The organism is Rhizobium sp. KNZ14-9A (genome assembly GCF_056755015.1).
In genome coordinates this window covers 687,380-710,915 of record NZ_JBPGXB010000002.1, presented here as the reverse complement: position 1 = coordinate 710,915, position 23,536 = coordinate 687,380, and the positions used below count along the sequence as shown (strand labels likewise).

The window sequence follows — 23,536 nt, the reverse complement described above, 5'->3', positions numbered from 1 at the left end:
CGTCGAAGCCTTGGCCCACAGGGCTCGTCATCAAACTGTAGCAGAGGCGCGTTACACGCCCTGAACGCTAAAAAGGTGACAAACTCATGTCGGAATTTGCACCGGATACCGGCTTCCGCAAGAACCGGAAACTCAAGGCAGCGCTTCTCCGCCACAAGGCTTTTTCCAAGGACGGCTTCTCCGAGCGTCTCTTCGGCCTTCTCTTCTCCGGCCTCGTATACCCACAGATCTGGGAAGACCCGGATCTCGATATGCAGGCGATGGAGTTGAAGCCCAATCACCGTATCGTCACGATCGGTTCGGGCGGTTGCAACATGCTGGCCTACCTTTCCAAGGCGCCGGCTTCGATCGACGTCGTCGACCTCAATCCGCACCACATTGCGCTGAACAGGCTGAAGCTTGCCGCCTTCAAGAACCTTCCAGGCCATTCCGATCTCGTGCGCTTCCTGGCGATGCCGAACGAGAAGTCGAACAGCCGGGTTTTCGACCGCTATCTGTCGTCCAATCTCGATGATACGACCCGCGCCTACTGGAACACCCGCAAGTTCGGCCGCCGGCGCGTCACGGTTTTTGACCGCAACATTTATGAAACCGGCCTGCTCGGCCGCTTCATCGGTGCCGCTCATCTTCTTGCCCGCCTGCATGGCGTGAAGCTGCAGGAAATGACCAAGGCCCGCACGATTCGCGAGCAGCGCCAGTTCTTCGACGATCAGATCGCTCCTCTCTTTGAAAAGCCCGTCGTTCGCTGGATCACCAACCGCAAGAGCTCGCTTTTCGGTCTTGGCATTCCGCCGCAGCAATATGACGAGCTGGCAAGCCTTGCCGCCGACAATTCCATCGCACCGGTTCTGAAACACCGTCTGGAAAAGCTGGCCTGCCATTTCCCGATGCGCGACAATTACTTCGCCTGGCAGGCCTTTGCGCGCCGCTACGCCGATGGCGAGGAAGGCCCGCTGCCGACCTATCTGAAGCCGGAGCACTATGAGGTGATCCGCGCCAATGTCGACCGCGTTAACGTGCACCACGCAAGCTTCACCGAGCTTCTGGCCGGCGAGCCCGCCGCATCGCGCGACCGCTACATCCTGCTCGACGCGCAGGACTGGATGACGGACCAGCAGCTCAACGATGTCTGGCGCGAAATCACCCGCACCGCCCGCGAAGGCGCTCGCGTGATCTTCCGCACGGCCGCCGAAAAGAGCATCATCGAAGGCCGCCTCGCCCCTGAAATCCGCGACCAGTGGCACTATTTCGAAGAGCAGTCGCGTGAGATGACCACCCAGGACCGCTCGGCAATCTACGGCGGCTTCCACATCTACGGGAAGAAGGCGTGAGCAAAGTCGACGAGATGACCGTCAAGAGCGAGGAACATGCCGACCTTATGGACGGCATGTACCGCTACCAGCGCCATTTCTATGATCTCACCCGCAAATATTACCTTCTCGGCCGTGACAGCACGATCCGCAATCTCGACGTTCCCGAGGGCGGCACGCTCCTAGAAGTCGGCTGCGGCACCGGCCGCAACATGGCGCTTGCCCACAAGCATTTCCCGACGGCCAAGCTCTACGGTCTCGACATTTCCCAGGAAATGCTGATTTCCGCCCGCAAGACCTTCGCCACCAAGGCAACGGTCCCGGACTTCCGGGTGGCGGATGCCACGGCCTATACGCCGCGCGAATTCGGCACCACCGGTTTCGACCGCATTCTGATTTCCTACGCACTGTCGATGATCCCGGATTGGGAACGCGCGGTGGATGCGTCGATTGCCGCGCTCAATCCCGGCGGCCAGCTCCACATCGTCGATTTCGGCCAGCAGGAAGGCCTGCCCACCTGGTTTCGCAGTCTGCTGCAGGCCTGGCTCGCCAAATTCCATGTCACGCCGCGTGCCAATCTGCGCGAGGTTCTGGAAGCGCAATCCGCTGAAAACAATGCGCGACTATCGTTCGAGACGATCGGCGGCGGTTACGCCTGGCGGGCGGCGATTATCAGCAAGCGCTCATAATTCGCTTGTAAATAACCATTTTTTTACGTTGATATTAGAAAAGGGGGTTATTCCCTCTGCAGGGCGCGTGTTTTCGAAGGTCAGGCTGTGGGGCAGATCCATCATCACGACGGAACATTTATGCGTCGGCTTCTGTTTTGCGTCCTGCCGCTTGCCCTGCTGCTCGCCGGTTGCAGCTCCACGGGTTACGATTATCTCGAAACCGCTTCCATAAAGCCGAAGGCCCGCTTCAAGGATACCGATCCCCAGGATTTCGGGCCCAAGCGCCCGCAGCAAAACGCTGTCCACGGCATCGACATTTCCAAATGGCAGGGTGATATCGACTGGCAGACGGTGCGCAAATCCGGCGTCGCCTTCGCCTTCATCAAGGCGACCGAAGGCAAGGACAGGATCGATCCGCGCTTTGACGAATATTGGCGCGAGGCAGCCGCCTCAGGCATTCCGCATGCGCCCTATCACTTCTATTATTTCTGCTCCTCCGCCGACGACCAGGCCGACTGGTTCATCCGCAACGTTCCCAGGGAATCCATGCGTCTGCCGCCGGTGCTGGATGTCGAGTGGAATGCAGAATCGAAGACCTGTCGCTTCCGCCCCGACCCGGCCACCGTACGTTCTGAAATGCAGCGCTTCATGGATCGCCTGGAAGCCTATTACGGCAAGCGGCCGATCATCTACACCTCTGTCGATTTCCACCGCGAGAATCTCGCCGGCTATTTCCAGGACTATCATTTCTGGGTCCGCTCGACCGCCAAACATCCTGACGCGACCTATGCCGACCGACGCTGGGCCTTCTGGCAGTATACGTCGACAGGCGTCATTCCCGGCATTCAGGGGCCAACGGATATCAATGTCTTCGCCGGTTCCACGAAAAACTGGAACAACTGGGTGGCTGACGTTTCCAAGGATAGAAATTCTTAGTAACGTGCCCTAATCTTTCTTGCTTCCGTCACATTCATCTGTGAAATCGGCGGCATTCTATGTCATTTTACGAGGATCGTTTCATGCACCGCTCGCTCAAAAGCTGCTCTGCACTTGCCCTTCTGTTTGCCTGCGTCCTAGCAACAGGCGCTGCTGCCCAGCAGGCTCCGGATGCGGCAGCTTCGGCCCCGGCAGCACCCTGCGGCGGTGATCTCTCCACCTTCCTCCAGGGCGTCAAGAAAGAGGCGATTGCAGCGGGTGCGAGCGCCGAAGCAGCAGACCAGGCCTTGGCCGGCGCTGAGATCGACCCCAAAGTCCTGAGCCGAGACCGCGCCCAGGGCGTCTTCCGCCAGACCTTCCTCGAATTCTCGCAGCGCACCGTCAGCCAGGCTCGCCTCGATATCGGCCGCCAGAAGATGAAGCAATATGCCGATGTTTTTGCCCGCGCCGAGCAGGAATTCGGCGTTCCCGCCGGCATCATCACCGCCTTCTGGGCAATGGAAACGGATTTCGGCGCCGTACAGGGCGATTTCAACACGCGTAACGCGCTGGTGACGCTTTCCCATGACTGCCGGCGCCCGGAGCTCTTCCGCCCGCAGCTGATCGCCCTCATCGAAATGGTGCAGCATGGCGACCTCGACCCGCAGACCAACACCGGCGCCTGGGCCGGTGAAATCGGCCAGGTTCAGATGCTGCCGCGCGATATCATCGCCTATGGCATGGATGGCGACGGCGACGGCCATGTTCGCCTCAAGCAGAGCGGCCCGGACGCGATCCTGACGGCTGCCAAGTTCATCCAGCATCTCGGCTTCGAGCGCGGCCAGCCCTGGCTGCAGGAAGTCACCGTGCCAGATAACCTTCCCTGGGAAAAGTCGGGCCTCGGCGGCACGATGACGGCTGGCGAATGGTTCAACCTCGGCGTCAAGCCGCGCGACGGCAACACCGCTTTCGCCAATCTTGAAGGCGATCTCGTCCTACCACAGGGTCGCCTTGGACCGGCCTTCATCGCCTATCCCAATTTCAAGATCTATCTGGAATGGAACAAGTCGTTCATCTACACGACCTCTGCCGCCTATTTCGCGACCCGCCTCTCCGGCGCCCCGACCTATCAGAAGGGCACGCCCGAACAGGGCCTTTCCAACGACCAGATGAAGCAGCTGCAGACGAAGCTCGATTCGCTCGGCCATGACGTCGGCGAGATCGACGGCATCCTCGGTTCCGGCACTCGTGTAGCAATCCAGAAGGAACAGCTCCGCCTCGGCATACCGGCCGACGGCTGGGCGACACCGGCCCTGCTAAACGCACTCTGAGACTTCACATTTGCTCTTTTGCCACCCGGCTTCGTGAATCGGGTGGCTGCTTCCCACTGATCGGGTAAACCTGCCAGCAAATGGGAGGGATCGGCGTGGAACAGAAAATGAGTGCTTTGACCTGGGGGCTTCTTACCCTGCTCGGTCTGATCTGGGGCGGCTCCTTCTTCTTCGCGCGCGTCGCTGTTGTGGAGGTGCCGCCACTCACCCTCGTCTTCCTGCGCCTCTCCATCGCAGCCGTCGCGCTGCATATCTACATCGGCGGGCGCTTCGGCATCTATCCACTGCTGAAGAGCCGGTGGCGCGAATTCCTCATTCTCGGCATCCTCAACAACGCCCTGCCCCATGCGCTGATCTTCTTCGGCCAGACGCGCATCGGCGCCGGCCTTGCCTCCATTCTCAATGCCACGACGCCGATCTGGACGGTGCTGATCGCCAATTACCTGACATCAGATGAGAAGCTCTCCTCGGCCAAGATCATCGGCTGCCTTACCGGCCTTCTCGGCACAGTCGTCCTCATAGGCCCGAGTATCACTGATGGCAGCGACCTGCCCCTCTGGGCACTTCTCCTACCCGTAGTCGCAGCGGTCTCCTACGGCTTTGCCGCCACTTACAGCAAGCGCTTCAAGGGCGTGGCGCCGCCCTTCATCGCTGCCGGCCAGATGACGGCATCCTCGCTGGTCGCCCTGCCGCTGTCGCTCGTTATGGACCGTCCCTGGGCACTCTCCATCCCCTCGGCCAACGCCATCGCCGCCATTCTGGCAATCGCCCTGCTATCCACCGCCTTCGGTTATATTCTCTACTTCCGTATTCTGGCCGCTGCAGGCGCGACCAACGCCTCTCTAGTGACGCTGCTCGTGCCGCCGAGCGCGATCCTGCTCGGCTTCCTGTTCCTGGGTGAGCTACTGGAAATGACCGAGATTGCCGGCATGGCGCTGATCGGCGCGGGACTTGTCATACTGGATGGTCGCATCTACCACCGCTCTGGCGCGGTAACCTGAAATGATTATGCTGCAGTGCGCCATTCTTTCGCCAAAAGCGTGAATCGCTGCTATCGGTTTGTAACGAAGCGTTAAATTTTGAGAGCGTAATTTTCTAATTATATTTCAGCAGCTTACAGGATGGCTCCTAGACTTATCCACTGCCCTCTTCGGCAGTGCAGCACAAGAAGCGCTTCCCAACTAACACATTTCCGACATATTATTAGCTGGTTAACGCGAGGAGGCAGACATGGGACTTACGCAATCCTTGAATGTCCTGTTGGTCAGTGCAGCGTTCGCATTCGTCGTATCCATGCTCTTCATTTGAGCCGATACGAAGCGTAAAGACTGAATACCGAACTCCTGAAACAATCAGCCCCAGATATTGAAAAGCGCATGCCCCGCCCGGCATGCGCTTTTCCTATATGCTGATAACAGTATCTGTCTGATCAGGCGGCAGCGCCGGCGCTTCTCGCCGTCTGTCGCGAATGGCCGAGGTTGGCGAGAACGGCAGAAACCAGCGGCGCACGGTTCATCGTATAGAGATGGAACTCGTGGAGGCCGCGACGGACGAGATCCTCGATCTGCTCGGCTGCGACATCGGCGGCAACCTTGGCGCGCTCCTCCGGCTTGTCGTCATATCCGGCAAAACGTTGATCGAGGAAATCAGGGATGACCGTGCCGCAGGCGCCGGCAAAGCGCTTCAGCTGCGTCAGGTTCTGGATCGGCATGATGCCCGGCACGACAGGGATCTTGACGCCGGCCGCACGCACCTTTTCGAGGTAACGCTCGAAGTTGTCATTGTCGAAGAAGAACTGTGTCAAGGCGCGGTCGGCGCCATTGTCGGCCTTGCGCTTCAGCATCTCGATATCGGCAGCCTGGTCGCGGCTTTCCGGATGCTTTTCCGGATAGGCCGAGACGGAGATTTCGAAATTGCCGATCTGCTTGAGGCCTGCCACCAGTTCGGCTGCATTGGCGTACCCACCCGGATGCGGCTGGTAGGGCGCACCGACGCCGCCAGGCGCGTCACCGCGCAGCGCCACGAAATGCGTGACGCCTGCCTTGCGGAAGCTGTCGACCACCTGATGCGTCTCTTCCTTCGTGGCGCTGACGCAGGTCAGGTGTGACGCGGTCGCAAGCGGCGTATCGGTCAGGAAGCGCGTGACCGTGGAGAGCGTCGGCGCCTTGGTGGTGCCGCCGGCGCCATAGGTCACCGAGACGAATTCCGGGTTCCAGTCCTGCAGGTCGCGGACGGTGTTCCAGAGCTGGCCCTCCATCTCCTCAGACTTCGGCGGGAAGAACTCGAAGGAGATCCTGATATCGCGGCGGCGGGCGTCGTTTTTCTGGGTCATTTATTCTCTCCCGGCAAATGTAGGTACGGCGCCTTCGGTCTCCAGCGAGGCCATCAGGCGCCTCGGGTCGCGTGCGAGCCAGACCGTGACCGTGAGGCCCTGCTCGCCCTGCTGACCCGGATGAAGGTCGACGACCTGCTCTATATCGAGCCCAGCCTTGCGCACCCAGTCCGACATGGCCTGATGCGAAAAGCCGAGACGCACATGGGCATGTTCGTCGCGAAGATATTCGAGGTTGTGCGGCGCCAGATCGATAATGACGAGGCGTCCACCCGGCCGCAGCATGCGCGCGGCTTCCGTGATCGCGATGTCAGGCTGATCGAAGAAATGCAGCACCTGATGGATGGTGACCAGATCGAAATCCTGCCCCTCGAAAGGCAGGTTCAGGATATCGGCGTGGCGTACCGAAGCCGTGGTGATGCGGGACTTGTCGAGATTGGCGCGCGCCACGCTCAGCATGTCGCGGCTGGCATCGACGCCGATCGCCCGACGATAACGGCCGGCGAGAAGCTCCAGCATGCGGCCGGTGCCGGTGCCGAGGTCGAGCAGGGAATCGATCGGATTGGCCCCGAGCAGCTTGATGACGGCCGCATCCACCTCCTCGTCAGCAGCATGCAGACGGCGAAGCTCGTCCCATTCGGCGGCGTTGCGGCTGAAATAGGCCTGCGCCCGCTCGGCACGCTGGCGCTTGACGGCAGCCAGACGCTCGCCGTCACGCTGGACGACAGGATCGTTTTCGGAGACATGCTTCAGCAAGGCCCGTACCAGAGCAGCGGCCTTGCCCTCCTGCGCCAGCCGGAAATAGGCCCAGGCGCCTTCCTGATAGCGGTCTATCAATTCCGCCTCGCCAAGCAGCTTCAGGTGCCGGGAGATACGGGGCTGGGATTGGCCGAGAATTTCCGTAAGATCTGTTACGGTGAGATCGCCTGCCGCGAGCAGCGCCAGCAGCCGCAGGCGCGTCGGTTCGCCGGCCGCCTTCAAGACGTCCACCAGCGCATCCAGTCCAAGCCTTAGGGGTTCGCTCATACTCTACCCAATCAAGATATAAAGATATCTTTATGTGATTTGGATAGCTGAGGCAAGCGGCATTTTACCGATTTGCGAACTTGCCTGTGGTGATAACGACAGCAGACATTAAAAAAGCCCCGGACCAGCCGGGGCTTTCGAAAAGCGCAAAGAGCCGATCAGCGCGTCAGGCGCTTGTGGGCCTGGCTGCCCGGGTTCAGGGCGTCAGGGCCGAGACGGCGAACCTTGTCCTGCTCATAGTCCTCGAAGTTGCCTTCGAACCATTCGACATGGCCCTCGCCTTCGAAAGCGAGGATGTGCGTGGCCAGACGGTCGAGAAACATGCGATCGTGGCTGATGATGATGGCGCAGCCGGCAAATGCTTCCAGCGCGCTTTCCAGAGCACCCAGCGTTTCCGTATCGAGGTCGTTGGTCGGTTCGTCGAGCAGCAGAACGTTGCCGCCGGCCTTCAGCATCTTGGCAAGGTGAACGCGGTTGCGCTGACCACCCGAGAGATTGCCGACCTTCTGCTGCTGGTCGCCGCCCTTGAAGTTGAAGGCGCCGCAATAGGCGCGCGAGTTCATGTCGAACTTGCCGAGCTTGATGATTTCCGCACCGCCGGAGATTTCCTCCCAGACGGTCTTGTTGCCGTCGAGCGCGTCACGGCTCTGGTCGACATAACCGAGATGCACAGTCTCGCCGATGCGGACCGATCCAGCATCCGGCTTTTCCTGGCCGGTGATCATCTTGAACAGCGTCGTCTTGCCGGCGCCGTTCGGGCCGATGATGCCGACGATGCCGCCCGGCGGCAGCTTGATCGACAGGTCGTTGATCAGCGTGCGACCCTCGAAGCCCTTGGTGATGCCCTCCATCTCGATGACCACCTGGCCGAGGCGCTCGCTGACCGGGATGATAATCTGCGCGTCGCCGGGACGCTGCTTCTCGGCAGCCTCCACCAGCTGCTCGTAGGACTTGATACGCGCCTTGGACTTGGCCTGACGGGCCTTCGGGCTGGACGCGATCCATTCCTGTTCGCGGCTGATCGCCTTCTGACGGCCTGCCTCTTCGCGGTTTTCCTGCTGCATGCGCTTGGCCTTGGCGAGCAGGTAAGCCGAATAGTTGCCTTCGTAGGGAATGCCGCGGCCACGGTCGAGCTCGAGGATCCAGCCGGTGACGTTATCCAGGAAGTAGCGATCGTGGGTGATCATCATCACAGCGCCCGGATAATCGCGCAGATGCTTTTCGAGCCAGGCGATCGTCTCGGCGTCCAGGTGGTTGGTCGGTTCGTCGAGCAGCAGCAGATCCGGCTGCGACAGGAGCAGGCGGCAGAGCGCGATACGACGACGCTCACCACCCGAAAGGCTGGTGACTTCGGCGTCGCGCGGCGGGCAGCGCAGGGCTTCCATTGCCATCTCGACCTGGCTTTCCAGATCCCAGAGGTTCTGGCTGTCGATGATGTCCTGGAGCTTTGCACCCTCGTCCGCCGTCTCGTCGGAATAGTTCATCATCAATTCGTTGTAGCGCTCGAGCACAGCCGTCTTGGAGGCAACGCCTTCCATGACATTCTCAAACACTGTCTTGTTCGGATCGAGTTTCGGTTCCTGTTCCAGGTATCCGACCGTCGCGCCTTCGGCGAGCCAGGCTTCACCGGTATATTCCTTGTCCTGACCGGCGATGATGCGCAGCACGGTGGACTTACCGGCGCCGTTCGGACCCAGGATACCAATCTTGGCATCGGGATAGAAGGAAAGGTGGATATTCTCGAGGATCTTCTTATTGCCATAGGCCTTGTTGAGGCCGGACATATGATAGATGAACTGGCGTGCCATGCTGGGATGCTCCGGGCGGAAACTTGAAATCGTGGCCGCTATGTAGGCGAAACCACGCCCGCGGGCAACGCCGAAACCCTGTTTCGTCAGGATTTCGGCATGTTTCCGTCAGAAGCCAGCAGCATCCACGATGCCTTCGTCACAGCCGAAGGAAGTCTGCCCTGCCCCTTGGATGAGGCCACCGAGGCCCTTCTCCTTCGCTTGAGCCGAAACGGCATCCTGCGAAAGCCCGATCGTCAGTTCGCTGATCACGCGCTTGTTGCCGACGCGCCGGCAGCTCATCTTCACCCGGTCGCTGGCGCCTGCGCCGAAGCTCTTGTCGAAGGCCGCCTTGATTGCATCGGCCTTCAGCGTCTTGCCGACATTGGCGGCAAAGAGATCACGCACGGCCGAAGCATTGAGATCGCCCATCAGATGAATGGCGGTGGCGAAATAATCGTCGGCACTCATTTTCGTGCAGGTGCCGTGCTTGATCCATTCATGCCGCTCGAGCGCCGATTGCGTGCCGGGCATCGCCTTGTCGAGCGCACTCTTCGTCTCGGCCGAAAGGTTCACCGCCGGCAGGCTCGTCCACTGGCCGTCCTTGTCGGCGGCTTTCTGGTCGGCGGATACGTCACAATAGTCTTTCCGCATCGGCCACAGACCATGGAGAGAAAAGTTGGTGGCGTCATAGCGGTCGCCGCTCTGGCTGGCGCATTCAGCCTTCTTCTGGTTGGTCTGGCAGAACGCCGGCTGCCAGCTTGCCGCAAGGATGAACCGTGTGCGCCCGCTTTCCTGTGCGGATACGGAACCGACTGACGACAGCGAAAGGAACAGGATGGAAACCGAGAGTAGAAACTTGCCCATTATTAGCCCCGAAATAGCTCCGACAAAGAACAATACAGGAACAAACAAGCATGAAGCCGAAGTTTGCGCAACCCTGAATCGCAGGGGCAAGCATGCTTTTCTTATGTATGAGCGAAACCGCAATATTGCATTTGCCTTGATATCTGGTCTTTTGGGCGTGGGAGGAATGCATGTTTTCCGAGACATTGCGGCTGCAAAACGCCGCGGCTTCGCTTGCCTATCATCACCAGCCCGCCGTGGGGCAAGCGCGCGCCATCCTGATGATTTCACACGGTCTTGCCGAACATTCCCGTCGTTACCACCGCTTTGCCGAGGCCATGGCTGCAAGCGGCCACCATGTCTATGCGCATGACCATCGCGGCCACGGCGAGACAACGGCCGATGATGCGCCGCTCGGTCGCTTTGCGAGACGCAACGGTATTGAGAGTGTCATCAGCGATATCGCCGCCATGCACACCTTTGCCACGGGCAGTCACCCCGGCCTGCCCGTCATTTTGCTCGGTCACTCCATGGGCGGCCTGATCGCACTCAATGCCGCAGCCGACCTCCCCGGCCGTTTCGCAGCCCTTGCCGTCTGGAATTCGAATTTCGCCGTCGGTCTGTCCGGCCGCGCTGCACAGGCGATCCTGCTTGCCGAGCGCATGCTGAAAGGCTCGGATGTCCCGAGCGACATGCTGCCCAGAATGACATTTTCCGCTTGGGGCAAATCCATTCCCGATCACCGCACAGAATTCGACTGGCTGTCGCGCGATCCGGCCGAAGTCGACGCCTATATTGCCGATCCGCTTTGCGGCTTCGATGCTTCGGTCTCGCTCTGGCTCGATGTCTTCGCCCTCACCTTCCGCGGCATCGAGAAGGAGCGGCTCGAGAGCCTGCCGAAGAACATGCCGATCCATCTGGTCGGCGGCGGCAAGGACCCGGCAACCAACAATGGAAAAGCCGTGCTCTGGTTGTCAAAGCGTTTGAAAAGCCGAGGCTTCTCCCGTATCAGCACTGAGATATATCAGGATATGCGGCATGAAACGCTGAACGAGATCGGCGCGGAAACGGCAATTGCGGATTTCGCCGGTTGGTGCGACGAGGCAATCCGCACGGTCCCGAGCGAAAGGACCTGAGATGACGAGCCTGAGTTCCACCCGCCATCCCGCCTCATCCGAGGTGACGTTCGGCTTGCTTTTCATGCTGCTCTCGGTGCTGATCTCGCCGCTTATCGACATCTTCTCGAAGCTGGCGACGACAACCATCTCCTCCACTGAAGTGGCCGGCTTCCGCTTCGTCATCCAGGCGCTCACCATGCTGCCTTTCATCTTCCTGCGCGGCGCAAAGATCCAGTTCTCGCTGAAGCAGAGCTGGTATCATGCCATTCGCGGCGCGATGGTCACTATCTCGATGATCTGCTTCGTCACGACGCTGAAGGTCATGGCGGTTGCCGATGCCATCGCCATCTTCTTCGTCGAACCGATCATCCTGACGATCCTCGGCAGCATCTTCCTGAAGGAAACGATCGGCTGGCGCCGTTACAGCGCCTGCGCCGTCGGCTTCCTCGGCGCCATGCTGATCATCCAGCCAAGCTTCGAGGAGGTGGGCTATATCGCCCTGCTGCCCGTCGTCAGCGCCTTCTGCATCGCCGTCTTCGCGCTGATGACGCGCGTGCTGTCGCACCGGGAAGACCCTTGGGCCATGCAGTTCCAGACCGGCCTCTGGGGTATCTTCTTCTGCGTCGTCATCCTGTTCTTCGGCTATGGCAGCGGCTCCGACATCATCGATACCACGATGCCCGATCTTCCCGCCTTCGGTTACCTGCTCGGCACCGGCATCGCCGCGGCGATCACCGGCATCCTTGCCGCCTATGCCTATCGCGCAGCACCCGCCTCCACGCTGGCACCCCTGCAATATCTGGAAATCGTCTCGGCCACGGTCTTTGCCTGGCTGGTCTTCGCCGATTTCCCGGACGCGCTGAAATGGCTGGGCATCCTCATCGTTATCGCGTCCGGCCTCTACATCATCTGGCGCGAGCGGCGCTTTGCTTCCAAACCCGTATCCGATACATCTGAGGCAACGCGGGCGCCCTGAAATCCGCCGCCCATGGGAGGACTTGGGAGGAACTTGGGAGGAACATGACGGAAGACGTGAAGAAGAAGCCGCCGCTTGCAGGCATAAGGGTCATCGAGCTTGCGCGCGTGCTGGCCGGCCCCTGGGCGGGTCAGATGCTGGCCGATCTCGGCGCCGATGTCATCAAGGTGGAAAACCCCGACGGCGGCGACGACACGCGGCAGTGGGGGCCACCCTTCGTCGAAGGCGCGGATGGTGAGAACCTCTCGGCCGCCTATTATCATTCCACCAATCGCGGCAAGCGTTCGATCACCGCCGACCTCAAAAGCGAGGAAGGCCAGTCGCTGGTGCGCCGTCTCGTCGCCACGGCCGACGTGCTGATCGAGAATTTCAAGCTTGGCGGGCTCGTCAAATACGGGCTCGACCATGAGAGCCTGAAGGCGATCAATCCGCGGCTCGTCTATTGCTCCATTACCGGCTTCGGCCAGACCGGCCCCTATGCCAATCTCGCCGGCTACGACTACATCGTCCAGGGCATGTCCGGCTTCATGTCGATAACAGGCGAACCTGAGGGACAGCCGATGAAGGCAGGTGTCGCGATCGCCGATATCTTCACCGGCATCTACGCCGTCTCGGCGATCGAAGCGGCCCTCATCCATGCACTGAAGACGGGCGAAGGCCAGCTGATCGATATGGCCCTGCTCGATGTGCAATCGGCGGTGCTCGCCAACCAGAACATGAACTATCTGGTTTCCGGCCGCGCGCCCGTGCGCCTCGGCAATGCGCATCCGAACATCTCGCCCTATGAGGTCGTGCCGACGGCCGACGGTTATCTGATCCTTGCCATTGGCAATGACGGCCAGTTCCGCCGTCTCTGCACGATCCTCGGCCTTGTCATCGCCGATGACGAGAACTTCGCGACCAACAAGGCCCGCGTCGCCAACAGGGATGCCGTGCGCCGGATGATCTCGACTGAAACACTGAAATGGCAGAAGGCGGATCTCCTGAAGGCCTGCGAGGACAATGCCGTGCCGGCCGGCGCCATCAACACGATCGAAGAAATGTTTGCCGATCCGCAGATTGTCGCACGCGGCCTGCGCATCGACCTGCCGGATGCCGCAGGCACCATGATCCCTGGCGTACGTACGCCTGTCGTGCTGTCGGAAACACCGCTGCGTTACGAGCGGCCGAGCCCACGCCTTGGCGAGCACAATGAAGAGGTTCTGGCCGAACTTCTGCAATGGGAGAGGAAGACGTCGGTATGAGAAAGAAGGGGCCATGAAGAGGACAGGCGGACAACTGATCGTCGAAGCGCTGAAGGCGAATGGGGTAAAACGCCTTTCCTGCGTGCCGGGGAAAGCTTCCTCGCCGTGCTCGACGCCCTGCACGACAGCGATATCGACGTGATCGTCTGCCGTCAGGAAGGCGGCGCGGCGATGATGGCCGATTGCTGGGGCCGGCTGACCGGCGAACCCGGCATCTGCATGGTCACCCGTGGTCCCGGCGCCACCAATGCTTCGGCCGGCCTGCACATCGCAAGGCAGGATTCGATCCCGATGATCCTCTTCATCGGCCAGGTGCAGCGGGAGGCGCGTGAGCGCGAAGCCTTCCAGGAAGTCGAGTTCCGCCGCGCCTTCACGGAATTTGCCAAATGGGTCGGCGAGATCGATGATGCCGCCCGCATCCCGGAATTCGTCACCCGCGCCTTTGCGATCGCCACATCGGGACGCCCCGGTCCCGTCGTGCTGACCCTGCCGGAGGATATGCTGCGCGACGAGGTGGAAGCGCCCCGCGCCAAGCGCCATACGCGCGTCGAGGCCCATCCCGGCCGCAGCCAGATCGATGATCTCTACCTGCGCCTCTTGAAGGCCGAGCGGCCGATGGTCATCCTCGGCGGCACCCGCTGGGATGCCGATGCCGTCGCTGATTTCCAGACCTTCGCGGAGCGCTTCAGCCTGCCGGTCGGCTGCTCCTTCCGCCGCCAGATGCTGTTCGATCACCTGCATCCCTCCTATGCCGGCGATGTCGGCATCGGCATCAATCCATCCTTGGCGAAAGAGATCAAGGAGAGCGACCTGCTCATCCTGCTCGGCAGCCGCATGTCGGAAATGCCATCCTCCGGCTATACGCTGCTCGATATTCCCTACCCGGCCCAGTCACTCGTCCACATCTATCCGGACCCGTCGGAACTCGGCCACGTCTATCGCCCCGATCTTGCCATCTGCGCCAGCCCCGCCGATTTCGTCGAAGCGCTCACCGATCTCGAAGCACCCGCCGAGCCGCGCTGGGCCGAACGCACCGAGCGCATGCATCAGGCCTATCTCTCCTGGTCGAAGCCGCCGGCGACAGGTCCCGGCGCCGTCCATATGGGGCCGATCATGGAGTGGCTTGAGGCCAATACGAAGCCAGACACGATCTTCACCAATGGCGCCGGCAACTACGCCACCTGGGTACACCGCTTCCACCGCTTCCGCCGCTTCAACACGCAGGCGGCGCCAACCTCAGGCTCCATGGGCTATGGCCTGCCGGCCGCTGTTGCCGCCAAGCGGCTCTTTCCCGACAGGCAAGTCATCTGCTTTGCCGGCGATGGCTGCTTCCTCATGCACGGACAGGAATTTGCGACCGCCGTACGCTACGGCCTGCCGATCATCGCTGTCATCGTCAACAACGGCATCTACGGCACGATCCGCATGCATCAGGAGCGCGAGTATCCAGGCCGGGTCAGCGCCACCGACCTCACCAATCCGGATTTTGCAGCCCTTGCCCGCGCCTATGGCGGCCACGGCGAGACGGTGGAAAAGACCGAGGATTTCGCGCCAGCTTTCGAGCGGGCACGCGACAGCGGCAAGCCGGCGATCATCGAAGTAAAGCTCGATCCCGAAGCGATCACGCCGACGCGCACTCTCTCGGAAATCGCTCAAACAAAAAGCCGGTAAGTCCGTGAACTAATCTAGTTCACGGACTCACCGGCTTTGATTGGTCGCAGCAGGACGCTCTTAGTCGAGAGCAGCCGTAACGATGAACTCAACCTTGTACTTCGGCGCAGCGAGCTTGGCTTCGCTGGTGGCGCGGGCTGGCGGATTTGCCGGGTCGATCCAGCCTTCCCAGATAGCGTTCATCTCTGCGAAATAAGCGATGTCGGAGAGATAGATGATCGTCTGCAGGATCTTCGACTTGCTGCTGCCGGCAGCGGCGAGCAGGCGGTCGACTTCGCCGAGCGCGGACTTGCACTGATCGGCAACGCTTTCGCCTTCGCCGACCTGGCCTGCGAGATAGACGGTGTTGCCGTGAATGACGGCACCGCTCATGCGGGCGCCGATGTCGATACGCTTGATGCTCATCGTGTTCTCCTGTTCATCAAATGAAAGACGCCGCTTTAGAGCATCGGACCGAAAAGTGTGAAGCGGTTTTCGGATAATCCGATGCTTGAATAAAAAACCTAGAGCGGCGGAGGTGATTCCGTTTTTCTTCCCGCCGCTCTAGGCGGCGTCAGATTATGTCCGGATGGACCGGATCAGGCGCGGATATGATGCGTCTTCTGATAGATCGCCGTGGAGCGTGCGCCGGAGCGGCAGTAGCCGAGCATCGGGCGTTCGAATTCGTCGAGCGCATCGACCATGCCCTGCACGGCTTCCTCGGTCACACCCATCGGGCCGACGGGCACATGGGTGATCTCAAGGCCGATCTCCTTGGCGCGGGCTTCGATGACGCCAAAGGGCGTCTGGTCCGGGCTTTCGTCGTCCGGACGATGGCAGACGATGGACTTGAAGCCGAGCGCCTTGATCTGGTCGAGATCCTCAACCGTGATCTGGCCGGAAACGGAGTATTCATCGTCGATCTGGCGGATATCCATCGTCTCAATCTCCTCGAAAATGGTGGGCTGAAGGTCTACGACGCGTCCTGTCAAGCGTCAACACGTCTTCAGCCAATCACCCCTTCATTAGACGAAAGCGAAACGCAGGCTGTAGCTGCGGCTTTCGCCTGGCTTCAGCCAGTTGAATTCGCCGGCAGCTTCCAGTTCATGGCGCAGCACCCAGCGGTGCGACACGGGCTCGATACCGATGATATCAGCCGGCGCCTTCTGGTTTCGCCAGATCTGCAGATGCGGCAGCGTATCGGCGCGAAAACGCACCTTCAGCGTCCTGCCGCCAACGGCTGCGATCGGCCCAAGCCGGACTTCGGCAAAACCGTCTTCGGTCGCCGGAGCCTCGACGCAGAAGATGCCGCCCGGCTCCTCGCCGAAGGTCCAGGGAAAACCGCCACCATCCAGCATTTTCCCTTCGAGCCGCGTTCCGCCATCCAGCCATTTGCCGCCGGTGTTCATGTGGTACATGAGAAAGGTCGGCACGGTCTCATCGCTCGTGTTGACGACGCGATCCTCCAGGGAAACTTCGCCGGTGGCACCGTCGATCCGCCAGAGACGCTCGATGCGCTGCGGCAGGCCCTCGACGGTGGTGATATCGATATCGGCACGGCATTCGGCATTGCCGATATCGAATTTCGTCCACAGCACCTTGGCCGGATGGCCGGAGGCAGAGCCGTGCAGCGGATAGATCTTGCCATCAGTGCCGGGAATGGGCTGGCGGTGGCGGATATGATCAGGACCGCAGGTGAAGAGGAAACCTTCCAGCGAGTGATCGATTCGCGGGTCGCCATCGTCAGGAATGGCCCGCTTGGGCGCGATATCCACGCCCTCGACAATGCAGCCGGCGATATCCAGCACCGATGTTTCGTCCAGCATCAGGCGTGGCCCGCTTGCGGCGGCAAATTCGATCATCGGCTGTCCTCCCGGGGAATCTTGGTTGCGGTAGGGTTAGGTCGTGCGATCACCCTCGTCAATCGACACCGGTGAAATGGTCAGGGAGCACCGCAACCGGCGACTTCACAGGAACGTCATCTTCGCGCAAGCGTTTATGAGTAAACGCAAAACACTGTTGTTTTTATGTTTTGTTCAGCACGGCTTAAGAAATTCCACACTAGCGTCAAAATTCGCAGGTGTGTGTCTGCCGAGCCACTGATCGAGGTGTGAGACGTGAATCGCTTTATGAAATCGGCCTTTTCTTTTTCGGCCATGCTGTTGGCGCTCGCTGCCGTCGCGCCACAGGCCGATGCCCAGCAATATGGCCGAAACCGGAGCGATATCGTGCTGGTGACGCCAGGCGGCGAAATTCTCGACTATGTCCCGCCCGGCCGCGGCTTCGTCTATGCCCGTGACTACAGCGGCAATCGCGTATTGGTCGATCGCTATGGCAACATCATCGCCACCGAGATGCGCGCCCGCGGCTATTATTCGCCGCGCACAAATCGCGAAGTCTATAACGACGCCTACAACAACGATCCCTATTATCCTGACGATAACCGCCACGGCGACACGCGCTATTCCGAGCGCGGCCCGGTAACCGGCTCCATTCCGCAGGATGCTGCCATAGAGCGCCGGCCACTCGAGGATCAGCCCTACCCCGGCGATCAGCAGGGTCAGGACGACTATGCCGCAATCGAGCCCGATCAGCAGATTCCACCCGCCGATGAGCCGCGTCAGGTGCCGCAGGAACCTGTGATCACCCTCAAGGACAAGTCGAAGCCCGAGATCGTGGCCCTTCAGGTCTTTCTGGATCGCTCCGGCGTTTCGCCCGGTGTCATCGACGGCCATATGGGCTCCAATGTCACCAAGGCGGTCTACGCCTATGAACAGATGACCGGCACCAAGCTCGATCCAAACAATACGGATGCGATCCTCGAAGAACTGCGCATGAATGGCGGCCTGCCGGTCGTCAACTACACGATCACGGATGCGGATGCGGCCGGTCCCTATGTCGCGCAGATCCCGGAAGATTATTCGCAGAAGGCGCTCCTGCCGTCCCTCGCTTACACATCCGTGACCGAAGCGCTCGCCGAACGCTTCCACATGGACGAGAACTTCCTGAAGGAAATGAATCCCGGCGTGGATTTCACAATTCCGGGCACCGTCATCAAGGTCGTCAATCCCGGCGAGAACAAGAAGGGCGCAGTCGCGAAGATCCTCGCCGACAAGGGCCGCAAGCAGGTCTTCGCCTATGACGACGCCGGCAACCTCGTTGCCGCCTACCCCGCCTCGATCGGCTCCACCGACACGCCATCTCCATCAGGCATCGTCACCGTCGAGCGCGTCGCCTTCAATCCGGGCTACACCTACAATCCGAAGATCAATTTCCAGCAAGGCGCCAACGACAGGATCCTCGACATCCCGCCAGGCCCGAACGGCCCGGTTGGTACGGTCTGGATGGCGCTTTCCAAGCCCACCTATGGCATTCACGGCACGCCCGACCCCTCCAGGATCGGCCGCACCCAGAGCCATGGCTGCATCCGCCTGACGAACTGGGATGCGACGGAGCTTGCCAAGATGGTCAAGCCCGGCGTGACAGTCGAATTCGTCGATTGAGGGACACTATTCGCCCGGCGCCTCGGCCGGGCGCTCGCCGAACTGGATGAGACGCAAGAGCTCCACCTGCTTCCTGGCACCCGTCTTCATGTAGACGGACCGCACCTGCGAGCGGATCGTCTCTCGTGAACGGCTGGTTTCGGCGGCCAGGCCCGCAACCGAGCCTCCCGAAACCAGCGCCCTGACGACCCTGATTTCAGCCTGCGTGAGACCGAAATCGTTGCGCAGTTTTTCATCGCTCAGCCCTGCGAGCCTTTGTTTCGGCTCAATCAGGATGGCGACAACAGGCCTTTCGAAGAAGCGTGGCTGGTGGCTCTTTTCAAGCTTGAGCAAGGTGATCTTCCGGCCGTCGGTCAGAACCGTCTGCTGACGCTCCGCCTCCTCTCCATACCGCAGCATCAGTGTGAGGCGGTCATCGGCATCCTTGTCGGCAAGATGCACCGTTCCGAGCGGTGAAAGCCAAACACCTGTTCCCTGTTCGAGCACCGCCTCTCCCAAGCCAGAGGTGGACACCAGTCGTCGCTCTGAATTCAGGAGGAGCACGCCGACACCAATGGCATCGAACAGTCGTCCGCTGATCTCCGAATGGCTCTTTTGCCGGCCGCCGGATTCCAGCGCGATGAAGGCCCGCCTCAGATGCGGCCCGATCCGTGTCAGAAGCCCAGCACAGGCCCGGCTCTCATTGGGGTCGGTCCAGCGGGTCGTGGTGATCGAAAGATTGAACGACCGGTTGCCCTCCCGCAAGATCGCCATGCCGACGGCCCCGTGACCTTCATGCCGATGCCAGAAGTCATTGAAGAACTCGGTCCTGGAAAGCTCTGCATAGGATATGAAATCCTCGCCGATTGCCCCCTGCCCCGTGGGTGTCCTGTCCAGACCGGATATCCACGGATTCAGCCGGCAGTAATAGCGCGTATAGGTGTCGATCCACGACTGATCCATGTTGATGTGGAATTGCGACGAACCTTCCGCCCGCGCAGCGTCGTGATAGAAAAGGCTGGTTCCCGCCCCCGGCAACAGCCCGTTCAACTCTGTCAGGAACGTATCCCATCGCGCTTCGCCGAAAACGATTCCATAGATGGAATCGATAAGCTTGTCGTCGACTTGCCGGGTGATGCTCATGCGTTGCTTCGCGCGTGAAGGGATTTTTACAACCTGATAACCATTACACCAGTGAGCAAATGTAATTTCAAATAGAAAATGCCCCGGCCGAAGCCGAGGCATCAATTTCCCTACTCCGATATTCTGATCAGGCGGCGCTTCGCATCGCGTTTGCCAGCCGAACAGCAACCGGCAGCCGGCCCGGCACCTTGCGGATGATTTCCTCTGCGAAACAGAGGGCGTTTTCACGGGCCTTGTCGAGATTGCTGACGCGCATCGGATCCATCGTATGCAGAGTGCCGCCGCAATCGAAGATGTCGCGGAAGGCCGAGCGTTCGATGATGGCCGTATCGAGAACCGGCACGTGGCGCTCGTTCAGCAGCGCCTTGACGAGCTGCAGCGCGCGGGTGGTAACCATGGAGTTGACGCGTGTCAGCACGACCGAATGACCGATCTTGATGCCTGCCTTCTCCTCCAGATACTGCAGGAGCTCGAGAACCTGAGCGCCGCCGCGGGCATCCATCGCGCAGCCCTGGATCGGGATGAGCACATGGTCGGAGAGGCCGACGGCCGTTGCCAGCAGCGGATTGCGCGCGCCCGGCAGGTCGATGATGAAATAATCGGTATTCTGCTTGTTTTCGCTGATGTGCAGCGGCAGCGAGGCAGTCGTTACGAAATCGATGACGCTGATGTTTGCCACATGGCCGGAGATTTCGTGCCAGCGCGAAATCCAGTGCTGCGGATCAGCATCGAGAATGGTGACGCGGTAACCCTGACGGGCAAGTTCGGTAGCAAGCAGCAATACGGCTGTGGTCTTGCCGGCGCCGCCCTTGGTATTTGCGAATGTGATGACTGGCATATTCTTAGTCCTCGAAGGGAAATGGCGCGAGCCGGCATCGCTCGTTGTTAATCGCACTGTCGGAGCATCGTGCGGTTAACCCATCCTTGCCAATCGTGGTTAACAAACTCTAAACACGCCCGCCGAAATTGCGGCCTGCATTTTTCGCATCCTCAAAAATAAGGATGCCTAAAAGCGCGTAAAGCACGAAAAAAGCCCGGAAAACCAAGGCTTTCCGGGCCAGTTTAGAGGTCCGCCTTTATCTGATCAGAAGCAATCCCTGAACAGGGTCTTGGTATTTTCGAGCGTCATTGCAACCGGATTACCGCCGGCACTCGGGTCTTCGATCGCCATCGCCGCCAATTCGTCGATCCGGTCGGGGGTGATTCCCATCGCCGTTAGATTGTCGGGGACGTTGAGTTCGGAACGCAGTTTCAGGACGTAATCGTAGAAACCGTCGAAACCACCCGAAATTCCGAGATAGGCCGCGGCGCGCGCAATCTTCTCTTCGATGGCCGAACGGTTGAAGCGCAGAACCGCGGGCATGACGACGGCATTGGTCATGCCGTGATGGGTGTTGTAGACGGCGCCGATCGGGTGCGAGAGCGCATGGATGGCGCCAAGCCCCTTCTGGAAGGCGACCGCGCCCATGGCGGCAGCCGACATCATGTTGGCCCGGGCTTCCAGATCCGTGCCTTCCTTATAGGCGCGCGGCAGGAATTCCTTGACGAGCCGCATGCCCTCCAGCGCGATGCCGGCCGACATCGGATGATAGAAGGGCGAGGAATAGGCCTCCAGGCAATGCGCGAAGGCATCCATGCCGGTGCCGGCGGTAATGATCTTCGGCATGCCGACCGTCAGTTCCGGATCGGCGATGACGACACCCGGCAGGAACTTCGGATGGAAAATGATCTTCTTCACATGCGTCGCGGAATTGGTGATGACGCTGGCGCGGCCGACTTCCGAACCGGTGCCGGCCGTCGTCGGTACGGCAACGATCGGCACGATGCCTTCAACGCTCGCCCGTGTCCACCAGTCGCCGATATCCTCGAAATCCCAGACCGGGCGCGTCTGGCCGACCATGAAGGCGACGCACTTGCCAAGATCGAGGCCCGAACCGCCGCCGAAGGCAACAACGCCGTCATGGCCGCCATCGCGGAAGGCCTTGATGCCGGCCTCGAGGTTCTTCTCGTTCGGGTTCGGATCGACATCGGCGAAGATCGCCCGGCCGAGGCCGGCATCTTCGAGAATGTCGAGCGCGTTCTTGGTGATCGCCATCGAGGCGAGGCCGCGGTCGGTGACGAGCAGCGGCTTCTTCATGCCGAGGCTCTTGCAGGCGTCGGCCAGTTCCTTGATGCGGCCACGGCCGAGCTTGACTGATGTCGGGTAGCTCCAGTTTGCGGTGATGTTGGCGCTGCTCATGCTGTGACCTTCTTGAGATGGTAGGATTTCGGGCGCGTCAGATTGTGGAAGCCGATAATCGACAGCGAGCCGCCGCGGCCGGTTTCCTTGACGCCGGTCCAGCACAGAGCCGGATCGAGATAATCGGCGCGGTTCATGAAGACAGTGCCGGTTTCGATTTCGCGGCCAAGGCGCCCTGCACGCTCAGCATCCTTGGTCCAGAGCGAGGCCGTCAGCCCGTACTGGCTGTCATTCATCAGCGCCAATGCCTCGTCGTCATTCCTAACCTTCATGATGCCGACGGCTGGGCCGAAGGTCTCTTCGCGCATGAAGGCCATGGAATGGTCGACATTGACGAGGATCTGCGGTGCCAGATAAGCGCCGCCGTCATCGGCCGGGAACAGCTTCGGATCGACCAGAGCCTTGGCGCCCTTGGCGACCGCATCAGCGATCTGCTCGCGCACCACCTTGGCGAAGCGCTTGTGCGCCATTGGCCCGAGCGAGGTCTCTGGATCGAGCGGATTGCCGAGCTTGTAGTTCGAAACCCAGGCGACCGACTTTTCGACGAAGGCGTCATAGAGCGATTCATGCACATAGATGCGTTCGATGCCGCAGCAGCACTGGCCGGAATTATAGGTGGCTCCATCCATCAGCGTATCGACAGCAGCGTCGAGATCAGCATCTTCCATCACATAGCCCGGATCCTTGCCGCCGAGCTCGAGGCCAAGACCGGTAAAGGTCCCGGCCGCAGCGCGTTCCATCGAGCGACCGCCTTCGACCGAACCGGTGAAATTGACGAAGTTGAAGTTGCCGGCGGCGATCAGCGCCGAGGTCGTCTCATGGTCTAGGAAGACGTTCTGGAACACATCCTCTGGAATACCGGCCTCGACAAAAGCCTGCACCAACCGCTCGCCGACGAGCAGCGTCTGCGAGGCATGCTTCAGCACGACGGTATTGCCCGCCATCAGCGCCGGCGCGATCGTGTTGATCGCCGTCATGTAGGGGTAGTTCCAGGGCGCCACGACGAAGACGACGCCATGCGCTTCGCGCTCGATGCGGCGCTCGAACTTGCCGCTCTCCTCGACGACGAGCGGAGCCAGAGCATCGGCAGCGATCGAAGCGACGTAATTGGAGCGCTCGTTGAAGCCGCGATATTCGCCGCCATACTTGATCGGCCGGCCCATCTGCCAGGCAAGCTCGGGCACGACGACATCGGACATCTCGTTGAGACGGGCGACACCCTTCAACACCAGTTGGACGCGATCTTCGAGCGGGCGCTTGGCCCAGGCCTTCTGCGCCTTGCGCGCACGCGCCACGGCTTCCTTTGCCGCTTCAAGCGAAAGCGCCGGACGCTCCGCGTAAACAGAGCCGTCAATCGGCGAAATGCATTGGATCATTGTCATGATCTAAATCCTGTTTTCTTCTGAGCCGCAGGGAAAGACGACACGACTTGTCTTCCGCAGGGAGAATCCAGTCGGGCGGCTTTC

General features: G+C 60.5%; 20 protein-coding genes and 1 pseudogene. 10 read left to right on the top strand and 11 right to left on the bottom strand.

Annotation, left to right across the window (positions count from 1 at the left end; genetic code table 11):
- Positions 1–86 precede the first annotated feature (86 nt).
- From ACR9ZQ_RS09650 to ACR9ZQ_RS09630, 5 genes are all read left to right on the top strand, one after another.
- Entirely contained in the window at positions 87–1,331 is a 1,245-nt protein-coding gene (locus tag ACR9ZQ_RS09650) for a BtaA family protein (RefSeq protein WP_025669489.1), read from the top strand.
- 14 nt (positions 1,332–1,345) lie between these two features.
- Positions 1,346–1,999 (top strand): class I SAM-dependent methyltransferase, encoded by a 654-nt coding sequence (locus ACR9ZQ_RS09645; RefSeq protein WP_405049783.1) that lies wholly within the window; start codon positions 1,346–1,348, stop codon positions 1,997–1,999.
- A 120-nt stretch (positions 2,000–2,119) separates the two neighbouring features.
- Complete coding sequence (locus tag ACR9ZQ_RS09640; RefSeq protein WP_310389300.1) at positions 2,120–2,917, top strand: glycoside hydrolase family 25 protein; 798 nt, start codon at positions 2,120–2,122, stop codon at positions 2,915–2,917.
- A gap of 83 nt (positions 2,918–3,000) precedes the next feature.
- Positions 3,001–4,227 (top strand): lytic murein transglycosylase, encoded by a 1,227-nt coding sequence (locus ACR9ZQ_RS09635; RefSeq protein WP_113322248.1) that lies wholly within the window; start codon positions 3,001–3,003, stop codon positions 4,225–4,227.
- Between the two features lie 107 nt (positions 4,228–4,334).
- Positions 4,335–5,228, top strand: coding sequence for a DMT family transporter (locus tag ACR9ZQ_RS09630; RefSeq protein ID WP_405049782.1), 894 nt, complete (start codon positions 4,335–4,337; stop codon positions 5,226–5,228).
- 428 nt (positions 5,229–5,656) lie between these two features.
- Here ACR9ZQ_RS09630 and metF read toward each other — a convergent pair whose 3' ends face one another.
- The 4 genes from metF to ACR9ZQ_RS09610 form a co-directional block, all read right to left on the bottom strand.
- Entirely contained in the window at positions 5,657–6,559 is a 903-nt protein-coding gene (metF, locus tag ACR9ZQ_RS09625; protein ID WP_113322245.1) for a methylenetetrahydrofolate reductase [NAD(P)H], read from the bottom strand.
- Complete coding sequence (locus ACR9ZQ_RS09620; protein ID WP_310389296.1) at positions 6,560–7,585, bottom strand: ArsR/SmtB family transcription factor; 1,026 nt, start codon at positions 7,583–7,585, stop codon at positions 6,560–6,562.
- A gap of 158 nt (positions 7,586–7,743) precedes the next feature.
- Positions 7,744–9,393: an energy-dependent translational throttle protein EttA gene (ettA, locus tag ACR9ZQ_RS09615; protein WP_310389294.1), complete on the bottom strand. Its 1,650-nt coding sequence runs from the start codon at positions 9,391–9,393 to the stop codon at positions 7,744–7,746.
- A gap of 108 nt (positions 9,394–9,501) precedes the next feature.
- On the bottom strand, positions 9,502–10,239 hold the full coding sequence (locus tag ACR9ZQ_RS09610; protein WP_310389292.1) for a ribonuclease T2 family protein: 738 nt from the start codon (positions 10,237–10,239) through the stop codon (positions 9,502–9,504).
- A gap of 170 nt (positions 10,240–10,409) precedes the next feature.
- Between ACR9ZQ_RS09610 and ACR9ZQ_RS09605 the strand changes: the two genes are divergently transcribed.
- From ACR9ZQ_RS09605 to ACR9ZQ_RS09590, 4 genes and pseudogenes are all read left to right on the top strand, one after another.
- Positions 10,410–11,354, top strand: coding sequence for an alpha/beta fold hydrolase (locus ACR9ZQ_RS09605; protein ID WP_310389289.1), 945 nt, complete (start codon positions 10,410–10,412; stop codon positions 11,352–11,354).
- A 1-nt stretch (position 11,355) separates the two neighbouring features.
- Positions 11,356–12,312 carry a DMT family transporter gene (locus ACR9ZQ_RS09600; protein ID WP_310389287.1) on the top strand — a complete coding sequence of 319 codons (957 nt, stop codon included), beginning with the start codon at positions 11,356–11,358 and terminating at the stop codon, positions 12,310–12,312.
- Positions 12,313–12,356: 44 nt separating this feature from the next.
- Positions 12,357–13,556: a succinate--glutarate CoA-transferase gene (gene caiB / locus ACR9ZQ_RS09595; protein WP_310389285.1), complete on the top strand. Its 1,200-nt coding sequence runs from the start codon at positions 12,357–12,359 to the stop codon at positions 13,554–13,556.
- Between the two features lie 13 nt (positions 13,557–13,569).
- Positions 13,570–15,227: pseudogene (locus ACR9ZQ_RS09590) on the top strand (thiamine pyrophosphate-binding protein).
- 60 nt (positions 15,228–15,287) lie between these two features.
- On the opposite strand, the gene ACR9ZQ_RS09585 reads toward ACR9ZQ_RS09590, so the two are convergent.
- The 3 genes from ACR9ZQ_RS09585 to ACR9ZQ_RS09575 all read right to left on the bottom strand — a co-directional run bounded on the left by ACR9ZQ_RS09585 (position 15,288) and on the right by ACR9ZQ_RS09575 (position 17,068).
- Positions 15,288–15,632, bottom strand: coding sequence for a RidA family protein (locus tag ACR9ZQ_RS09585; protein ID WP_310389281.1), 345 nt, complete (start codon positions 15,630–15,632; stop codon positions 15,288–15,290).
- Between the two features lie 173 nt (positions 15,633–15,805).
- Positions 15,806–16,144: a protein tyrosine phosphatase family protein gene (locus tag ACR9ZQ_RS09580; RefSeq protein WP_310389279.1), complete on the bottom strand. Its 339-nt coding sequence runs from the start codon at positions 16,142–16,144 to the stop codon at positions 15,806–15,808.
- Positions 16,145–16,231: 87 nt separating this feature from the next.
- Entirely contained in the window at positions 16,232–17,068 is an 837-nt protein-coding gene (locus tag ACR9ZQ_RS09575) for a DUF4432 family protein (RefSeq protein WP_310389277.1), read from the bottom strand.
- A gap of 255 nt (positions 17,069–17,323) precedes the next feature.
- On the opposite strand from ACR9ZQ_RS09575, the gene ACR9ZQ_RS09570 reads away from it, so the two are divergent.
- Positions 17,324–18,709 (top strand): L,D-transpeptidase family protein, encoded by a 1,386-nt coding sequence (locus tag ACR9ZQ_RS09570; protein WP_310389275.1) that lies wholly within the window; start codon positions 17,324–17,326, stop codon positions 18,707–18,709.
- A gap of 6 nt (positions 18,710–18,715) precedes the next feature.
- Here the strand turns inward: ACR9ZQ_RS09570 and ACR9ZQ_RS09565 are convergent, their stop codons facing one another.
- The 4 genes from ACR9ZQ_RS09565 to ACR9ZQ_RS09550 all read right to left on the bottom strand — a co-directional run bounded on the left by ACR9ZQ_RS09565 (position 18,716) and on the right by ACR9ZQ_RS09550 (position 23,452).
- On the bottom strand, positions 18,716–19,831 hold the full coding sequence (locus ACR9ZQ_RS09565; protein ID WP_310389273.1) for a helix-turn-helix transcriptional regulator: 1,116 nt from the start codon (positions 19,829–19,831) through the stop codon (positions 18,716–18,718).
- Between the two features lie 127 nt (positions 19,832–19,958).
- Positions 19,959–20,669 carry an AAA family ATPase gene (locus ACR9ZQ_RS09560; protein WP_310389271.1) on the bottom strand — a complete coding sequence of 237 codons (711 nt, stop codon included), beginning with the start codon at positions 20,667–20,669 and terminating at the stop codon, positions 19,959–19,961.
- 246 nt (positions 20,670–20,915) lie between these two features.
- Entirely contained in the window at positions 20,916–22,070 is a 1,155-nt protein-coding gene (locus ACR9ZQ_RS09555; RefSeq protein WP_310389269.1) for an iron-containing alcohol dehydrogenase, read from the bottom strand.
- Positions 22,067–23,452: an aldehyde dehydrogenase family protein gene (locus ACR9ZQ_RS09550; protein WP_310389266.1), complete on the bottom strand. Its 1,386-nt coding sequence runs from the start codon at positions 23,450–23,452 to the stop codon at positions 22,067–22,069. Before ACR9ZQ_RS09550 ends, ACR9ZQ_RS09555 begins: the two co-directional genes overlap by 4 nt.
- Positions 23,453–23,536: the final 84 nt, after the last annotated feature.